This is a genomic window from Paenibacillus sp. P36 (assembly GCF_045866505.1).
GTDB lineage: Bacteria > Bacillota > Bacilli > Paenibacillales > NBRC-103111 > Paenibacillus_E > Paenibacillus_E chondroitinus.
Map to the genome: position 1 here is coordinate 2,853,590 of NZ_AP038372.1, position 15,566 is coordinate 2,869,155.

Sequence of the window (15,566 nt, forward strand, 5' to 3'; positions counted from 1 at the left end):
AACCCGGCAGGGTATTTCTATGCCCAGCCAGCCCAGACAGGATTGACCTATAATGACAGTCGTTTTCACTAATGGTTTGCCATTCGCAACTTTGTATACTTAACAGTAGAAGCAAGGAGGGGTAACATCATGGCGAAGAAAAAATACGTGATTTGCGGCGTGAGCACGAGGGCAAACGGCATGTTTATTCGTCCAATGCTAGAGACGTTCCATCAGCATTGTGAGATTGTCGGCTTGCTGGATGCGGACCCAAGCCGCTTTGCGAATTGCTTTAGGAAATTTCCTGCGCTGACAGGGACACCGGTATATGCTCCGGCTCAATTTGAGCAGATGATTCAGGAAACGAACCCAGACGCTGTCATTGTGGCAGGAGTGGATTACACCCATGCGGATTATATCGTAGGGGGGTTGCAGCACCATCTGGATGTCATCTCGGAGAAACCGATGGTGACGACCGGCGCTGATTGCAAGCGGGTTTTGGATGCTCAGCAGAATAGCAGGGGGAAACTTCACGTCACTTTTAATTATCGGTATTCTCCGATTCATACAAGAATTAAGGAACTGATTCTGGAAGGCAGAATCGGCCGGGTAACGTCGGTGGATTTGAATTGGTACATTGATACGTATCACGGTGCAAGCTATTTCAAAAGATGGAATCGCAAACGCAGCAATTCAGGCGGGTTATCAATTCATAAGAGCACACACCATTTTGATCTTGTAAACTGGTGGATTGGCCAGAAACCATTGGAAGCGTTCGCATATGGAGCGCTGAACTATTTTGGTCCGGATGGGGAGTTCAATCCCGTCAAGGAAGACGGCAGACACTGCGGGACGTGCAGGGTCAAACCTTCCTGTGCGTATTTCATGCGATGGTCATCACGGAGCAAAGAGGTTGTACCGCCGGACGACCATGTGAATGCGGTTGATATTAAGCCTGATAACTTTACAGGATACCGTCCTGACGGGTGCATTTTCGATAGCGAAATTGATATTGAGGATACGTATGCAGCGGTAGTTAAGTACGATAAAGGCGCTATGTTAAGCTATTCCGTCAATTTCTCGGTACCGTACGAGGGCTATCGTCTCGCTATTAATGGGACAAAAGGCAGGATTGAAACAAAGGAAATTATGTCCGGGCGCGCTGCTTTTCATGTGCCTGAGCAAACGATTGACTACTTCCCGCTGTTCGGGGGCAAAGAAACGATACACGTTGTACCGAAAGCCGGCGGGCATGGCGGTGGCGATCCGCTTATTTTGGAGGATTTATTCCTGGGACCTGATCCGCTGCGTCAATATGACATTATGGCGGGTGCAGAGGCAGGGGCGCTTGCGGTGTTAACTGGCGAAGCCGTTTGGAAATCTGCGGCTGCCAATCAACCTATACGTTTATCCGATCTGTTGATCGAGTCAGAGCTGGCAGAAGTGTCAAGAGGAGGAGGATCTCATCGTGTTTGAAAAGTTTGAAAATGTTCAAATCGCCCATTTTGATGTGAAAAGCCAGCTGCCAAGGTGGATTTACGAATCCGCCATGCGTGCAGCGGAGAGGGGCGAGCTTGCGCGTGGATCGATCGCAAATAAAGCCGATCTTATGCAGCGCCAGAAGGAGATCCGTGAAGGCATCCTCACGTGTATCGGTGGATTGCCTGCTTCGGACACACCGTTAAATCCACAAATAACCGGAACAATTTCAGGGAATGGCTTTCATGTAGAGAAAGTGATTTTCGAACCCAGACCGCTCGTTTATGCAACGGCAAATTTATATATACCAGATGGCGTAACCGAGCCACGTGGCGCAGTCCTTGTGTTGTGCGGACATCGCGAGCAGGCCAAACACTGCGATGAATATCAGACGGTATGCCACTATTTGGTTCATGCGGGTCTAATCGTATTGTCGCTTGATCCGGTAGGTCAAGGGGAGCGCTTCGGCTTCTATGATCCTGAAACAGGGCAAGCGCCAATGACGAGCGTAACCGAGCATGAAAATGTAGGGCGGCAATGCATGCCGGTTGGCGACAGCTTGGCGCGTTATATGCTGCACGATGCTATGCGAGCCATTGACTATTTGTGCACGAGAAAAGAAGTGGATTCGCAAAGGATCGGAGTGACGGGGCATTCAGGCGGCGGCACCCAAACATCGCTGCTTATGATGGCCGACGAGCGCATCGCTGCTGCAGCCCCGGGCGGATTTATCATGAACAGGCCGTATTTTCTCCTGACCGGCAAAGCGCAAGATGCCGAACAGAAGTGGCCTGGCTTCTCAGCGCTAGGCTTTGATCACGAAGATATCGTGCTGGCGATGGCGCCACGCCCTGTACGTGTGCTCGCTACGACGTATGATTCCGTCCCAATTGAAGCTCCACGCCATAACGTAGCGGTTAACCGTAGATTCTGGGACATGTATGACAAAGGGGAGCTGCTGGACATTTTTGAAGATGAAAATGCTCATCGCTTTTCGATCCCGCTCGCCCGTGCGGCAGCAGAGTTTTTTTCAGAACAACTGTTGGGTCGTAAGGTTACTCCGCAGGATGATGTTATTCAATTGCTGCCTGCGGATCAGCTTCACTGCACGCAGAGCGGGCAGGTGATCGGCGAATGTCCGAGTGCCCGCAATACACACGACGAGAACAACGAACGGCTGGCACAGCTGGAGAAGGCGCGCAATGAGCTGCCGGAAGATCTGCGCAAGAAGCAGGCGTTGAAGTGGCTGCGAAATGCCGTGTACTTCAATCGCAAGCCATGCGACCTGAATCCGCGTCTTTCCGGAGGCGGTGAGGTGGAGAATCTGTGGGCGCTTAGGACGGTATGGTGGAGCCAACGAGGTTTGCTCAATAATGCTTTGCAATTTTTCCCGGCTGAAGCAGCGGGCCGCAAGCTGCCGGTTACCATTGCTGTATGGGATGGCGGGACCAAACAAACGAATGCGCATGCCAAATGGATTGAGGAGACCTGCGCAGCCGGACGTATTGCCCTGGTGCTCAATCCAGTGGGCATCGGCTCGCTTTTGCCGCACGTAAACTCGCCAGAGGAAAGACCTTACAAACGTTTCGGCATGATGGACCGCTACACGGATGAGTTAATGTGGCTGGGCGATAGTATGGCGGCCGTACGAACCTACGATGTATTGAGAGCCATTGAATTAGCAGGAACGCTGAAAAATATCGATGCAGATGATATTGAACTTTACGGCAGTGGAAAGTATGCCATCTATGCGGAGTTAGCCGCATTGCTCGATTCACGCGTCCAACGCGTATGCTTGGAAAACCGAATGAGCAGTCTTGCGCAGTGGATTAGAGAACCATTTTATGATGAGAATGATTCTTTAAGTTTTATCTTGCCAGGAATGCTTCGCTATTTCGATATCCCAGATGCAGACAACTGGCTTGAGCAAGAAGGCAGACTGGGAACAGCCATCAAGTATAGGAATAACACCGCAAGCTAAAGGAGGAGAAGGCATGGCTACAGTTGTTGCTGTTTACACGGGTCAAGGGCTATCGGAACGTATTGGGCCGCTGTTTCGGGAGGAATTGCCGGGCTGCCGCCTCGTCAACATTATCGACGACAGTTTGATTGCCGATGTGATTCAGGCGGGTGGAGTGACTACAGCGGTAGTTCGCCGCTTGGTACAGTATTATCGACATGCCGAAGATATCGGCGCTGATGTCATCCTCAATACTTGCTCATCGGTAGGTGAAGCTGCGGACCGGGTACGATCATTGTTCAACATTCCGATCGTTAAAATCGATGATGACATGGCACGTCAGGTCACCAAAAATTTTAATAATATTGGTGTACTTGCTACATTACCTACTACACTCGAGCCGACCAGGCAGTTGCTGCAAAGAGAAGCGGACCTTCAAAACCGAAATGTCCGTGTTGTTGACGCCTTGGCGGAGGGGGCTTATCAAGCCTTAATTTCCGGTCAGCCTGAGGAGCATGATCGTTTGATCTATGAAGCGGCCAAATCAGTAGCCAAACAGGCGGATGTACTTGTGCTGGCACAGGGGTCCATGGCTAGAATGGAAAAAGCGTTAAGCGAGGAAACCGGTTTGCCCGTGTATGCTAGTCCGCGTCTAGGCATCATGGCTGTGCGCGCCGAATTGGAGAAACAGGGGAAATATCCATGTTGAAGAACGACCAAGTCATTGCCACTTATTGGCTCGAAACCGCATTTTCCTTAGAAAAGGCTTGTGAAATTATCGTCAGTGAGCAGTCTACGGGAACGTTCCTCCCGCTGCCAAACGAAACGGATAGTCTGAAGCAAAAACATCGCGCGCAGATTTTATCTATTCAAGAGTTGGAAAGCTCGCCTTTCCCTTCGCTCCCAGGCGCTAAGGTGCCTGCGGGCAGCAAAGGTGAATTCCGACGTGGCATTGTGAAGATTGCATTCCCTTATACGAATATTGGTCCATCGATTCCAAATTTGCTTGCAACAGTTGCAGGTAATCTGTATGAGCTGGAAGAGCTGTCAGGGCTTCGGCTGCTGGATCTGGATATACCGTTGGCGTTTCAAGAACGGTATGAAGGCCCGCAGTTCGGTATTTCCGGTACCAGGGAATTGACCGGTGTGCATGGGCGGCCAATCATCGGAACGATTATTAAGCCAAACATCGGATTGCCGACGGAACAGCTGCGGTTGATCGTGCGTGAATTGGCCTTGTCTGGCATTGATTTTATCAAGGATGACGAGGTGCATGGGAACCCGCTGTATGCTCCGATTGCCGAGCGCATCAAGGCGGTTATGGAAGAAATAGAACGTGCTGCGGACCGAACAGGCAAAAAGACGATGTACGCTTTTAATATTACCGATGATATCGATCCTATGAAACGTCATCTTGAAACCGTCGTGAAGGCCGGAGGCAGCTGTGTGATGGTCAGCATCAACAGTATCGGATTTGCTGGGCTAGCGCACCTCAGAAAGAATGCCTCCGTATGCATACACGGACACCGCAATCAATGGGGGATGATGTCACGTTATCCGTATCTTGGCATGTCTTTTGCAGCCTATCAAAAATTGTGCCGTCTGGCTGGCGTAGATCATCTTCATGTGAATGGGCTCAACAACAAGTTCTATGAAGACAATGCCTCCGTCGTTGATAGCGTGCGTGCTTGTATGACGCCAATGTTTGACCAATCGGACACTGTGCTTCCCGTGCTGTCATCGAAGCAATGGGCGGGGGCGGCGCCGGAAACGTACAGCACACTCGGCACCGTCGATCTGATGAATATTGCCGGCGGCGGTATTCATGGGCATCCGGGCGGACCCGGGGCAGGATTCCGCAGTCTCGTGCAAGGGTGGGAGGCAGCCTTGGAGGGAATTCCTCTGCATCTGCATGCCGATAAACATCCTGAGTTGAAGCAAGCTTTGGCAGCATTTGGTTAAAGCCGGTCTCGAAGGGATGGAAGGGAGATGATAACGAATGCGCATCTGTTTTTACGGCGATGACTTCACTGGTTCCACGGATGTGTTAGAGGCGCTCGCGACCGGCGGTTTGCGAATGATTTTATTTATGGATATGCCAGACGTATCGACTTGGCAGGAGACATTCAGCCAGTATGACGGATTTGGCGTGGCGGGCGTAAGCCGGACGATGAGTCCGGAAGAGATGGAGATTACGCTTCATCCCGCACTTACTGCCCTCAAGGCATTTCAAGCGCCAATCGTGCATTACAAAATTTGTTCCACCTTCGATTCCTCTCCGTTAACGGGCAGCATTGGTAAGGTTATTGACATCGGACGGCGTGTGTTTCCGAAACAACGATTCACACCTCTTCTCGCAGGCTCGCCCGCGTTAAAAAGGTATACGGTGTTTGGGAACCATTTTGCCGGGAAAGGGACGGAAATGCTGCGTTTGGATCGGCATCCCAACATGATGTTGCACCCGGTTACGCCGATGAGGGAAGCGGATCTGCGGGTTCATTTGGCTGAGCAGACGTCTTGCACGATCGGTCTGATGAGCGTTTTGGATTTGGAGCATCATGGAACGATGCTGAGAGAGCGATTGGATGAGAAGCTCAATCAAGCATCTGATGTTTTGCTGTTTGATGTGTTAACGGACGATCATCTTACCAAAATCGGTGAATTATTTGCGGAAGAGAGCAAGCATGAACCGATATTCGTCATTGGTTCTTCAGGGGTGGAATACGCGTTAGTCTCCCATTGGCAGCAGCGAGGCGCATTGCCCGCAGTGTCTGAGCAGAGGAGGGCAGAGCCTGCAGACCGGCTCTTGGTCCTATCAAGCAGTTGTTCGCCAGCGACTTGTGCGCAAATCGAATGGGCAATGGCGCACGGCTATGCGGGTATTCGCGTGCCAGCGCCTCTTTTTTTCGCAGAGGATTCGGAAGCGAAATCAGCACAGGCTTTGCTGCTTAGTGAAGCGGAACGCTTGCTGCAGTCTGGCAAGAACGTTATTTTATATACAGCGCTAGGTCCGAATGACGAATCTATTCCGGAAACTCAGCATCTGATGCGTTTGAACGGGCACAATCTGGCCGGAAGCGGTGAGCGAATTGGCGGACGCTTGGGTGAAATGGCGAGTGCGCTGGTTCAGTCTACAGGAGTCCGGAGAGTTGTTTTGGCTGGAGGGGATACCTCAGGTTTTGCCGTAAAACGAATGAATATGTACGCGCTGGAAATGATAGCTCCTGTTGTTCCTGGAGGGCCGCTTTGTCGGGCATTTTCGCAGGATGAATGGATGGACGGTTTAGAAATCGTTTTGAAAGGCGGTCAAGTTGGACCACCGGATTTCTTCGATCGGGTGCTTCGCGGGTTATCTTGACTGCCGATCCACGGAAAGAAAGAAGGTTTGATATGCAGAAGGACACAAAATCCCATCTCATACGACGTTATTTTAAGTTTCTAAAACCGTACCGGTACATGATCATGACCATTGTTGGGCTCGGTATTTTGCAATTTATCGTCCCCATGACGGTACCTTGGATGACCAAAGTTCTGATTGACGAAGTGCTTCCGCGTAAAGAAAGCTCATGGACTTTATCCAAGGTGATTGGGGTACTGGGAGGCGTTTACGTTTTCGGAACAGCGATCAATTATGTGCGTCAATGGGTGATGGCCAAAATGGGAAATTCCATGGTCATCGATATCCGCTTTCAGCTGTATGAACATATGCAAAAGCTTTCTCAGCGGTTTTACGACAGCCGTCAGGTCGGAAGCATCGTCTCCAGAATACTGAACGATGTGAACGGCGCTCAGAATCTGGTCGGCTCTGGCGTCATTAATCTGGCGATTGACTTCTTCCTGGTGCTGTTCGCCGGATTTATGCTGTTTCATATGGATTGGAAACTGGCGTTGTTGTCGCTGTGGCTGCTTCCTGTCTATTATTTAACGTTTACGAACATTAATGTGCATATTCGCTACGCATGGCGCTCTGTCCATCGGCAGATGGAACGAATGTCAGGCGTCCTTGTCGAGCGTATTGCCGGGATGAAGGTTGTGCAGGCGTTTAGCCGGGAACGCATGGAGCTGAACCGCTTCAAGAAGCAAGCATCCGCTCATTTTGGCTACGCGATGACGGCTCAATTTCTATCCAACACGCTTGGCCGCATTAGTCAAACCTTTCAGGATTTCGGCGGGCTGATCATTTGGTTCGTTGGGGGAACAATGGTCATTCGGGGCAACATGTCGGTAGGGGAATTAATTGCCTTCCAGGCTTATTTATCCCAGATGTATGGCCCAATTCAGCGTTTTTCTGATGTGAATGTTACGATTCAGAATTCACTTGCCAACGTGGAACGAATTTTTGAAGTGTTCGATATTGAACCGGAAATTCAGAACAATGACAATCCCTTGCCGCTGAAAACGTGTAAAGGCGACATCCAATTTGACCAAGTCGGGTTCGATTATGTGATTGAAAGGCCTGAAAAGCAGCAAGTTGAGGTCGATCAGAAGGATAAAGATTTGGTCGAGCGTCAAAGACCTGCCAAACGCTTTTATTGGATTCCGCCGAAAATGAGACCGGATCCGCCTCTCATGGTGTTGGAGACAAGAGCAGCTCTTAAAGGGATAAGCTTTAAAGCTTGCAGCGGGGATGTGATAGCGCTTGTGGGACCAAGTGGCGCAGGCAAGTCTACCATCATTAATTTGCTGCTTCGTTTTTATGATCCGGACGAAGGTTCCATTTTGCTGGACGGGGTTGACTTGCGAAATTATGATCTGCATGACCTGCGCAGCCACATGGCGCTTGTGCTTCAGGATAATATTCTGTTTTCCGGAACCGTTTATGAGAATATTGCTTATGGCAATCCGAAAGCTGCAAAAGAGCAAATTATCGCTGCGGCACAAGCGGCGAACGCGCATGAATTCATCGAAGAGTGGGAGCTCGGATATGAAACGATGATTGGAGAACGCGGCGTCAGGCTATCAGGCGGACAAAAACAACGTATCGCTATTGCCCGAGCGCTGCTTAAGAGTCCCCGGATCCTAATTTTGGATGAGGCCACGTCGGCACTGGATGCAGAATCTGAACATCTGGTCACGGAAGCGCTGGAGCGGTTAATGCAGGGACGTACGACGTTCGTCATCGCTCACCGTTTGGCAACTGTCGTCAGAGCCGATCAAATTCTTGTTATCGACCGGGGACGGATCGTTGAAAGAGGCAAACATCAGGTACTGCTAGCGCAACACGGGTTATATCGTGAATTATATGAAAAGCAGTTAAAAGCGATGCGGCCGGATGAGCTGATCGGCTTGGATGCATTGAAACACGAAGCGTAGAAAGGAAACTGCCGATGACCAGAATTTGTAAACGTTTCCCCAACCTCATGGCTTTGGCGATAGCCGTTTTCATTAGCCTGATGTTCCTGCCGGTATCCGCATTCGCAGATGGCGGTAAGCCAGATGATACCAGTACCGCATTCGAGCGAATCCCACTTGGCGGTAATTCTTATGCTGAGATCAAGCAGCTAAAACTTCTATCCGATCACACCGGTAATATCGTTACGTTCAGCCTGCATATTTCGAACGAAAGCTCAGAGAGTCTATCGCTGACTGATTATTGGATACGCTTGCTAGGTAAGAATGGGGATTCATTCATCGCCAAAATAATGCCACAGGACAAAGAAAAAACAAAAATTGCGGCAGGTTCCTCGCAAGAGTTCCTCTACTATGCCCTGGTTAATGAAGCTGCCTCGTTGCATGATTTAAAGTTTCTTTTCGGGAAATGGGATTTCTCCCGCAGTCCATTCGAACGTCAAATTGGCGAAATCTCAGTGCCGGATGATTTTACACAAGTGGCACCAGCAGGAAACTCTCAAGAGATCAAGATGTCAGGCACGATCGTGGAGGCTGAACTCTCCGATTTTAACCTTGGAAAAAATGAAAAAAACAGCTTGCCTAACGTAATCCTGAAACTGAAAAATTTGGGGAAATACAGTGTAACCGTGCCCGATTACCAGTTTAACGTTCGCACGTCGGAGGGATATACGTATCCGTTAATCGCAAAAGGGTTAACCGACCTCCTCATCAACTCGCAGGAAACGAAGGAAATTACGCTGACGGGAAGTGTCCCGGCGAACGTTTCAACCGAAGGCTGGGAGATTGTTGTTACACAATACATGCCCGATTTGAAGTTGAATGTGCCAATCGCTGACTTGGAGCTGCCGAAAGAATCGGAGCAAGAGGTGAGAAGCTCAGGCGAGGAAGTTGCGTTTACGGACGAAAATGGCTTGTACACGACAAGGATGAACGGGATGTACCGGTTACCCTGGGAAGACACGGACATTTTGACTGCAGACTTCATGCTGATGAATAAAGGCTCGGATTCGCTGCCAATTCCACAGTTGTCTGGTTACTTTTTATTGGATGGAAAAGTGAAGGTAGAGGCGAAAGTCATCATTCCGGCGAAAGTGCTGGGGCTTCCGAAAGACAGCTCCGTCGGTATGCAGATGGTGGATAAAGTGCCATATACGTATGCATTTTCAAATATAGAGCTCGTGCTGCAGGAAAAAACGTCCGATGGGAAAATCATCGACGTGTTGGATTTCGAGTCGCAGGCTGATCTCCTGCATGTGCCGATCCTTGATGCGGCTTCTTCCTTTGAATTGACGGATGTGGGCTATCAATCCAAGTTTTCCATTCAAAACGTGGTGAGCTATCAAGCGCAATCCACGGAACAATATACCGTGCGGGTGCTGATTGAGAATCAGGAGAAGAGATTCACGAACTTGGCGAAGCTGGTTGCCAGCTTTCGAGCGGCGAACGGAACCGTTTATCCGGCAAATGTGCTGGATGTGGAAGAGAAAGTGGGTCCCGGAGGGAAAGCACTGCTCATCGTTTCAAGCATGCTTCCTAAGGGCGTTGATAAGAACGGGATGAATCTTCTGCTTGGGGAGGCCGTTAAAGACGGCAAACTGCTAACGGAAGAACCTGCAAACGATGACGACGACGATGATAGCGAAGACTCAGGCGACGCTGACATGTATGTGAAGCCATTTGCCTTCTGGCTCCCGCAAGAGAAGTCGGAAGTGGGGACACCACTGAAGGGGGTATCCCTTGCCCCATATACGCTCTCCATGGATCATGTCAGCACGGCACTGGATAATAACGAACTATCTTTGAAGTTTAACTACGAGATTATCAAAGATATGAGCACGAGCGTAAATACGGAGGGACGTAAAATCGTCTTTCAGATTAACGACACGAACGGCTTGAGGGCGATTGAATGGTCGGCGGATTTGAGCAGTTTCGAGACCCGCGCCAATGAAACGCCAGAGACGCCGCAATCCAAGCTGAAAGTTGGTAAGCATAAGGATTTCAAAATCAGTTTGGCCAACGGAGACTTACTTTACAAGTTGTCCTTCCTGAAGACGTATGATTTTAACATTTACGAAGAGTATCAGGGCCATCGGCGCTTGGTGGGGAGCATGAAAAATGATTGGTTCGTCACTTCGGAGTGATACTTTGTTCAATGATCAAAGCCTGACGGATGAAACGCCGTCAGGCTTTAGTTTTAGCTACAAGATCTTTATTACTGCGTCAAAGCCAGCTCAGCAACATTTGAAATCACTTGCTTGCTGGCAAGCTCATCCCATACAAAGGCCTTCAGCTTATAACCGGCCGCATCTTCGGGCAGCTGGAAGTTTGCCGTTAGCGTTCTTATCCCTTGGCCTTCGACCAAGTCGCTGGTATAGGAATAGTTGACGATATTGCCGTCAGCATCATATAGCGCGATGACGAGTACGCCATTTTTATCAAGCTCGGAACGATTGCTAAATTGCACACTGACGGAAGGATCACCGTCATTCTCATTCAGCTGCAAATTCCCGGTGGTGAAGACTGCTCCCGTGATGTTATCTGTCCGCAGCTTCGTATTCCCAAATAGGGAGGAATTATAGTAATTAAAATTGTTCGTACTCTTCGTCGCATCGACGGCCATCCCGATATAAGCATGGTCCGGCAGATCCAGCGTGACAGAACCGACCACTTCCCAGTTAGCTCCGCCATCAATGGAAATCAAACCTTTGACTTCATTCCCATATCTGGAAATTTTCAAGAGTGCCGGCAATTCTACATTTGGCTTGGCTGTAGTTACAACCAAATCCCCTCGGGAAGATCTGCTCATAAAATGGATCCGTGTCCCGTAATATTCTTCCTTCATCACCGTAATCATGGCAAAAGGAGAATCGGCCGTCAGATCCTGACGGATCATAAGCCCTGATTTTACACCATTATCGTACTCGGAAGGATTCTGAAAGTTAATCGTAGAGCTTAACTCCATATCACCTGAAATATCACGGTATGTGTATTGAAACGCATCTTTCGATTGGATGCCATCGCTCGTTGCGCCAATTTTGCCGGTACCTTTTACGATGAAAGAACTGTTCTCAGCTCCTGATACGCTTGAAGTTCCCGGTATTGTCACGCTGCCGACGTCTGCGGATGTCCATGCTCCAATCCCGCCTGATCCATTAACATGAATAACAACCATACTTGAAAGTGTTTGAGTTCCTGAGTCGTCAGTTGCCTTGGCATACAAATAATGAGTTCCTTCCGGAGCGTTTGTCCATGTATACGAATAAGGTGCGGATGTAACCGTTCCTAATGGAATTAGTTTCATCGCTTGCGTATCGTAGTAGGAGAATTCAACCTTGGATACGGTGCCATCACTGTCAGAAGCTGTGGCATCAATGACAATATCTTGATTCGCTTGCAGCATCTCGTTCGTAGAAGGGCTTGTGATCGCTACAACTGGATTGTTGGACCCATTGCCAAGCAGTGAGTTCAAATATTTCTCTAAATAGGTAAAACCGTCACCGCTATCCGCTTTACCATCAGCTGTGTTACTGGCATCAAGACCGTGGGCTTCTTCCCAGCTGTTCGGGATGCCATCGTGATCACTGTCATAATCGGCTGACAAAGTCGTCTCTGTTAAAGCCGGAAACCCTCCGTCCCCATCCGGGGTATTGGCGAATTTCCCTAAGCCGTTTCTGACATCGTTCACGATACGCGCATCGAGAGAATCTCTTTTTGGTAAAATGGCTCCTGCGTGCTCAAGGACTTTGCTGTAAGTATCTGTCGCCGAGTCCGTTGTTACGGAAGTGTCGACAGTGGTGCCATCGGTATTCTTATAAGTAATAGGTACAGGGCTTTGCAGGCGATTGACCGTTCCTAAGCCATACTCGGGTTGAACGCCGCCGGCCCAGTTATTTGCGCTGATTTCCGGATAGCCGTCCACATAGTTGCCTTCAATATAGTAGTTTCCGGGCTGCTCGGACCAAGGATTGAAAATCCGGTTTTTCACATCATCAAAGGTAGCGGGACCCGCTTTATAGTAGTTGTTTACGACGTTGACGCCAGTCGCATTTTCACCGCCATATCCGCTGTTGGCTCCCCAGTTATAGAAGACGTTGTTTCTCAAGTCGAACAGCAGAGGTGCGTCTTTTTCAAGTCTAAAGTCACGGTCTAATCGAGGATTTCGGCTATTGTTGTTGGCAATTAAATTGTGGTGAAACGTCATATTGGTGCCGCCCCAAATACCGCCGTACCCGTGGGCGCCCTTGTCGTGAATCGACATGTTCAGAGAATCGCTGATGATTGACCATTGCACGGTGATGCTGCTCTTATCTTTGGATGAAAGGACCTCGTCGGTGCTCCAGCTAAAAGAGCAGTGATCAATCATCATTTTCGGAGCATTGGGTGAAAAGGTGTCGTCCAGCTCGGCAAAGCCTCCGCGGAAGCGAAGATAACGGAGGATGATATTGGATCCTCCCAAGGATACTGAATAGTTGCCGATGGCGATGCCGTCTCCAGGCGAGGTCTGTCCGGCAATCGTCAGATTGTAGACATTCGTTTTAATTTTCTCCTTCAAATGAATGGTGCCGGAAACCCGAAAGACAATAACGGTCGATTTGGAAGTGCTGTTCGCCACTTTAACAAGCCCGTAGCGCAGCGTTCCGGGGATCGGGGTCTCTGAGGACGTGTAATCATCGAGACTGGTGACCTCGTAAACATCCCCTCCGCGTCCCCCTGTTATATACATAGCGGCGCCTTCCGCTCCGGGAAAGGCAGTGATAGGTTCTGCTGCCGCCGCAAGCGAAGGGACCAGACTTGCTGCAATAAACAGGAATGATAGCATAGCAATTATCTTTTTCATCGTTGCCTCCTCGTGCCTACTGAATCGATATACTGTTCGACAATGGTTTCATGGTGATCAAGCTGTCCCAGATAAAAGCTTTGGCGTGATAGCCGGATAGGTTCTGTGGAACCTTAAATCCGGTATTTAATGTCCGTTTTTGCCCGGCGTGCGCCGTTACAGATGCGGACGTATACGTAACCAAGCGTTGATTGGCGTCGTATAATGCACAGATCACTACAAAGGATCGTTCCTCGGCGGTGTTATTCGTGACCTCGACTTTGGCGGTTGCGTTAATCCCCGGCGTTAATGCGGATAGCTTGTTGCCGTTCCAATCGATAAACTCAAAAGAGTTCAGTTGGATAGAACGCCCCCTAACGAGGATAAAATAGCCGTTGCTATCGGATTGCGCGATTTTGTTCAGAGTAACCTGCGAATTGGCCGCAAAGCTTTTCTTGTACAAATCGAATACCTTGGCGCCTCCGTCAAGCTCGATGGTATCCGCTGTTTTGGTCCAGGTTGACAGCCAAGCCAAGTTGGCTTCCATCGTTTCACGGCTTACAGCGACAAAAACATCCGTATCATTCGTTACCGCAAAAGTGGTGAGCACATCACTTGCTGTATAAGCACCTGATGCGTTCGACGTGCGAATCCAATCAATCCCTGTATAATTTGAAGAGAGTTTCGTTATGGTGCTTTCCGAATCGCCATAAGGTGTACTGCCTACAGCGAGATCGCTTTGCACGGACCAACCTGACATGTTTTTGGTATCGTTTACATACACGTTTTGGATGATGCTCGTCGTGGTGGATTCCAATGCTTGTCTAGGATTAGGCGTAACAGCAACGGCTTGAGACAAGGAGAGAGGGCTTTCTACTTCCGTGTCGGTGCCTTTGGACAGCAGCCTGGTGTTTTGTGTGATTTTAACATAATAGGTTTTCCCGTTCTCAAGCAGCGGGCTGGTGGAGGAGGTCCCAAGCTTTGTGATCGATACGTAATCGCTTGGCACAAACTTTTTATTATATTTGTCCATGACCTTCACATACTCTGAATCAGCAGCGTCGGGTTTGGTGGCCACGTAGACATTGTTCGATCTGGCGCTTGGTGAAGGTGCCCATTCGACATAGATTTCTTTATCCCTTGGATAGGCTGTAAGTCCAGCAGGTGCTTCCGGCGTGTTGGCAGGCGGCTTTGCAGAGACCTTGATTCGGGATACGTAGAAAGAGTTAATCGGATTAGGTGATTCGCCAGCTGTAAGCAATTCAATCATGGCAATGTTTTGCTTTATTTTCTCACTCGTCGTGGTACCGGCGCTCCGAACCTCAACCGTAGGCTGCTTGGAGAAACACAGGTTACCGTCCACATAAACCATCACTTGATCATTGACGATGTCGACAATAACCTTGATGTTATACCAGCGATTCGGCTCATACGGATACATGTTGTCCGGACCGGTTTTGGCGTCGAACACGAACTTTGCCTGGGAAGGATCTGCTGTGATTCTGGCGATGTAGTCGCCATTGCTGCTTAATAGATTCAAAACCTTCGCTCTTTCGCGCTGCGGCCCGGGCTGCATGAAAGAAACCTCGGCTACGACCACACCTTCCTGCTTTTCAAACGTTTTGACAATTCTCGTCGTGTTGCGATAGGCAACTTTGCTGACGGAATTATGGTCGTCGTAAACATAGAGGCTGTTGCCTGCTTTACCGGGAGCTTTGGCTACATAAGCGTCACCTTTAAGGCCGCCGGCGTTCCCTTCCTCAAGCAAGGGCTTGTATACATCATAGCCTTGATCCTCTGCTTTTGTGCCGAGCGAGTCGTTTTCAAAATTGTCGTCAACGAGCACTTGCCATCCATCGCCAACGGGTGTTTCTGCCGCCATCGCTTTTGTATCAATTGGATTGTTTCCGTAAACCCCGCTAATGAGCAGTAAAGCGAGTGTGAGGCGGAGTATCATCTGTCTGAACTTCTTATTCAAAA

At 49.4% G+C, this 15,566-nt stretch carries 9 protein-coding genes; 7 read left to right on the forward strand and 2 right to left on the reverse strand.

Going from position 1 to position 15,566, the window contains the following annotated elements; all coding sequences use genetic code 11:
* Window positions 1-129 precede the first annotated feature (129 nt).
* From ACKTT9_RS12765 to ACKTT9_RS12795, 7 genes are read left to right on the forward strand one after another with little or no spacing between them, the layout of a single operon-like run.
* The gene (locus ACKTT9_RS12765; RefSeq protein ID WP_407871867.1) at window positions 130-1,455 is read left to right on the forward strand and encodes a Gfo/Idh/MocA family protein; all 1,326 of its coding nucleotides are present in this window, start codon (window positions 130-132) and stop codon (window positions 1,453-1,455) included.
* Window positions 1,448-3,439: an alpha/beta hydrolase family protein gene (locus tag ACKTT9_RS12770; protein ID WP_407871868.1), complete on the forward strand. Its 1,992-nt coding sequence runs from the start codon at window positions 1,448-1,450 to the stop codon at window positions 3,437-3,439. Before ACKTT9_RS12765 ends, ACKTT9_RS12770 begins: the two co-directional genes overlap by 8 nt.
* Before the next feature lie 13 nt (window positions 3,440-3,452).
* On the forward strand, window positions 3,453-4,127 hold the full coding sequence (locus ACKTT9_RS12775) for an aspartate/glutamate racemase family protein (RefSeq protein WP_407871869.1): 675 nt from the start codon (window positions 3,453-3,455) through the stop codon (window positions 4,125-4,127).
* Complete coding sequence (locus ACKTT9_RS12780) at window positions 4,121-5,380, forward strand: ribulose-bisphosphate carboxylase large subunit family protein (protein WP_407871870.1); 1,260 nt, start codon at window positions 4,121-4,123, stop codon at window positions 5,378-5,380. The genes ACKTT9_RS12775 and ACKTT9_RS12780 overlap by 7 nt, the downstream gene beginning before the upstream one ends.
* A gap of 37 nt (window positions 5,381-5,417) precedes the next feature.
* Entirely contained in the window at window positions 5,418-6,776 is a 1,359-nt protein-coding gene (locus tag ACKTT9_RS12785) for a four-carbon acid sugar kinase family protein (protein WP_407871871.1), read from the forward strand.
* Window positions 6,777-6,808: 32 nt separating this feature from the next.
* Window positions 6,809-8,731 carry an ABC transporter ATP-binding protein gene (locus ACKTT9_RS12790; protein ID WP_407871872.1) on the forward strand — a complete coding sequence of 641 codons (1,923 nt, stop codon included), beginning with the start codon at window positions 6,809-6,811 and terminating at the stop codon, window positions 8,729-8,731.
* A gap of 14 nt (window positions 8,732-8,745) precedes the next feature.
* The gene (locus ACKTT9_RS12795) at window positions 8,746-10,911 is read left to right on the forward strand and encodes a hypothetical protein (protein ID WP_407871873.1); all 2,166 of its coding nucleotides are present in this window, start codon (window positions 8,746-8,748) and stop codon (window positions 10,909-10,911) included.
* A 71-nt stretch (window positions 10,912-10,982) separates the two neighbouring features.
* Here ACKTT9_RS12795 and ACKTT9_RS12800 read toward each other — a convergent pair whose 3' ends face one another.
* Both ACKTT9_RS12800 and ACKTT9_RS12805 read right to left on the reverse strand, forming a co-directional pair.
* Window positions 10,983-13,607, reverse strand: coding sequence for an Ig-like domain-containing protein (locus ACKTT9_RS12800; protein WP_407871874.1), 2,625 nt, complete (start codon window positions 13,605-13,607; stop codon window positions 10,983-10,985).
* A 16-nt stretch (window positions 13,608-13,623) separates the two neighbouring features.
* Window positions 13,624-15,564, reverse strand: a complete 1,941-nt coding sequence (locus ACKTT9_RS12805; protein ID WP_407871875.1) for a hypothetical protein — start codon at window positions 15,562-15,564, stop codon at window positions 13,624-13,626.
* Window positions 15,565-15,566: the final 2 nt, after the last annotated feature.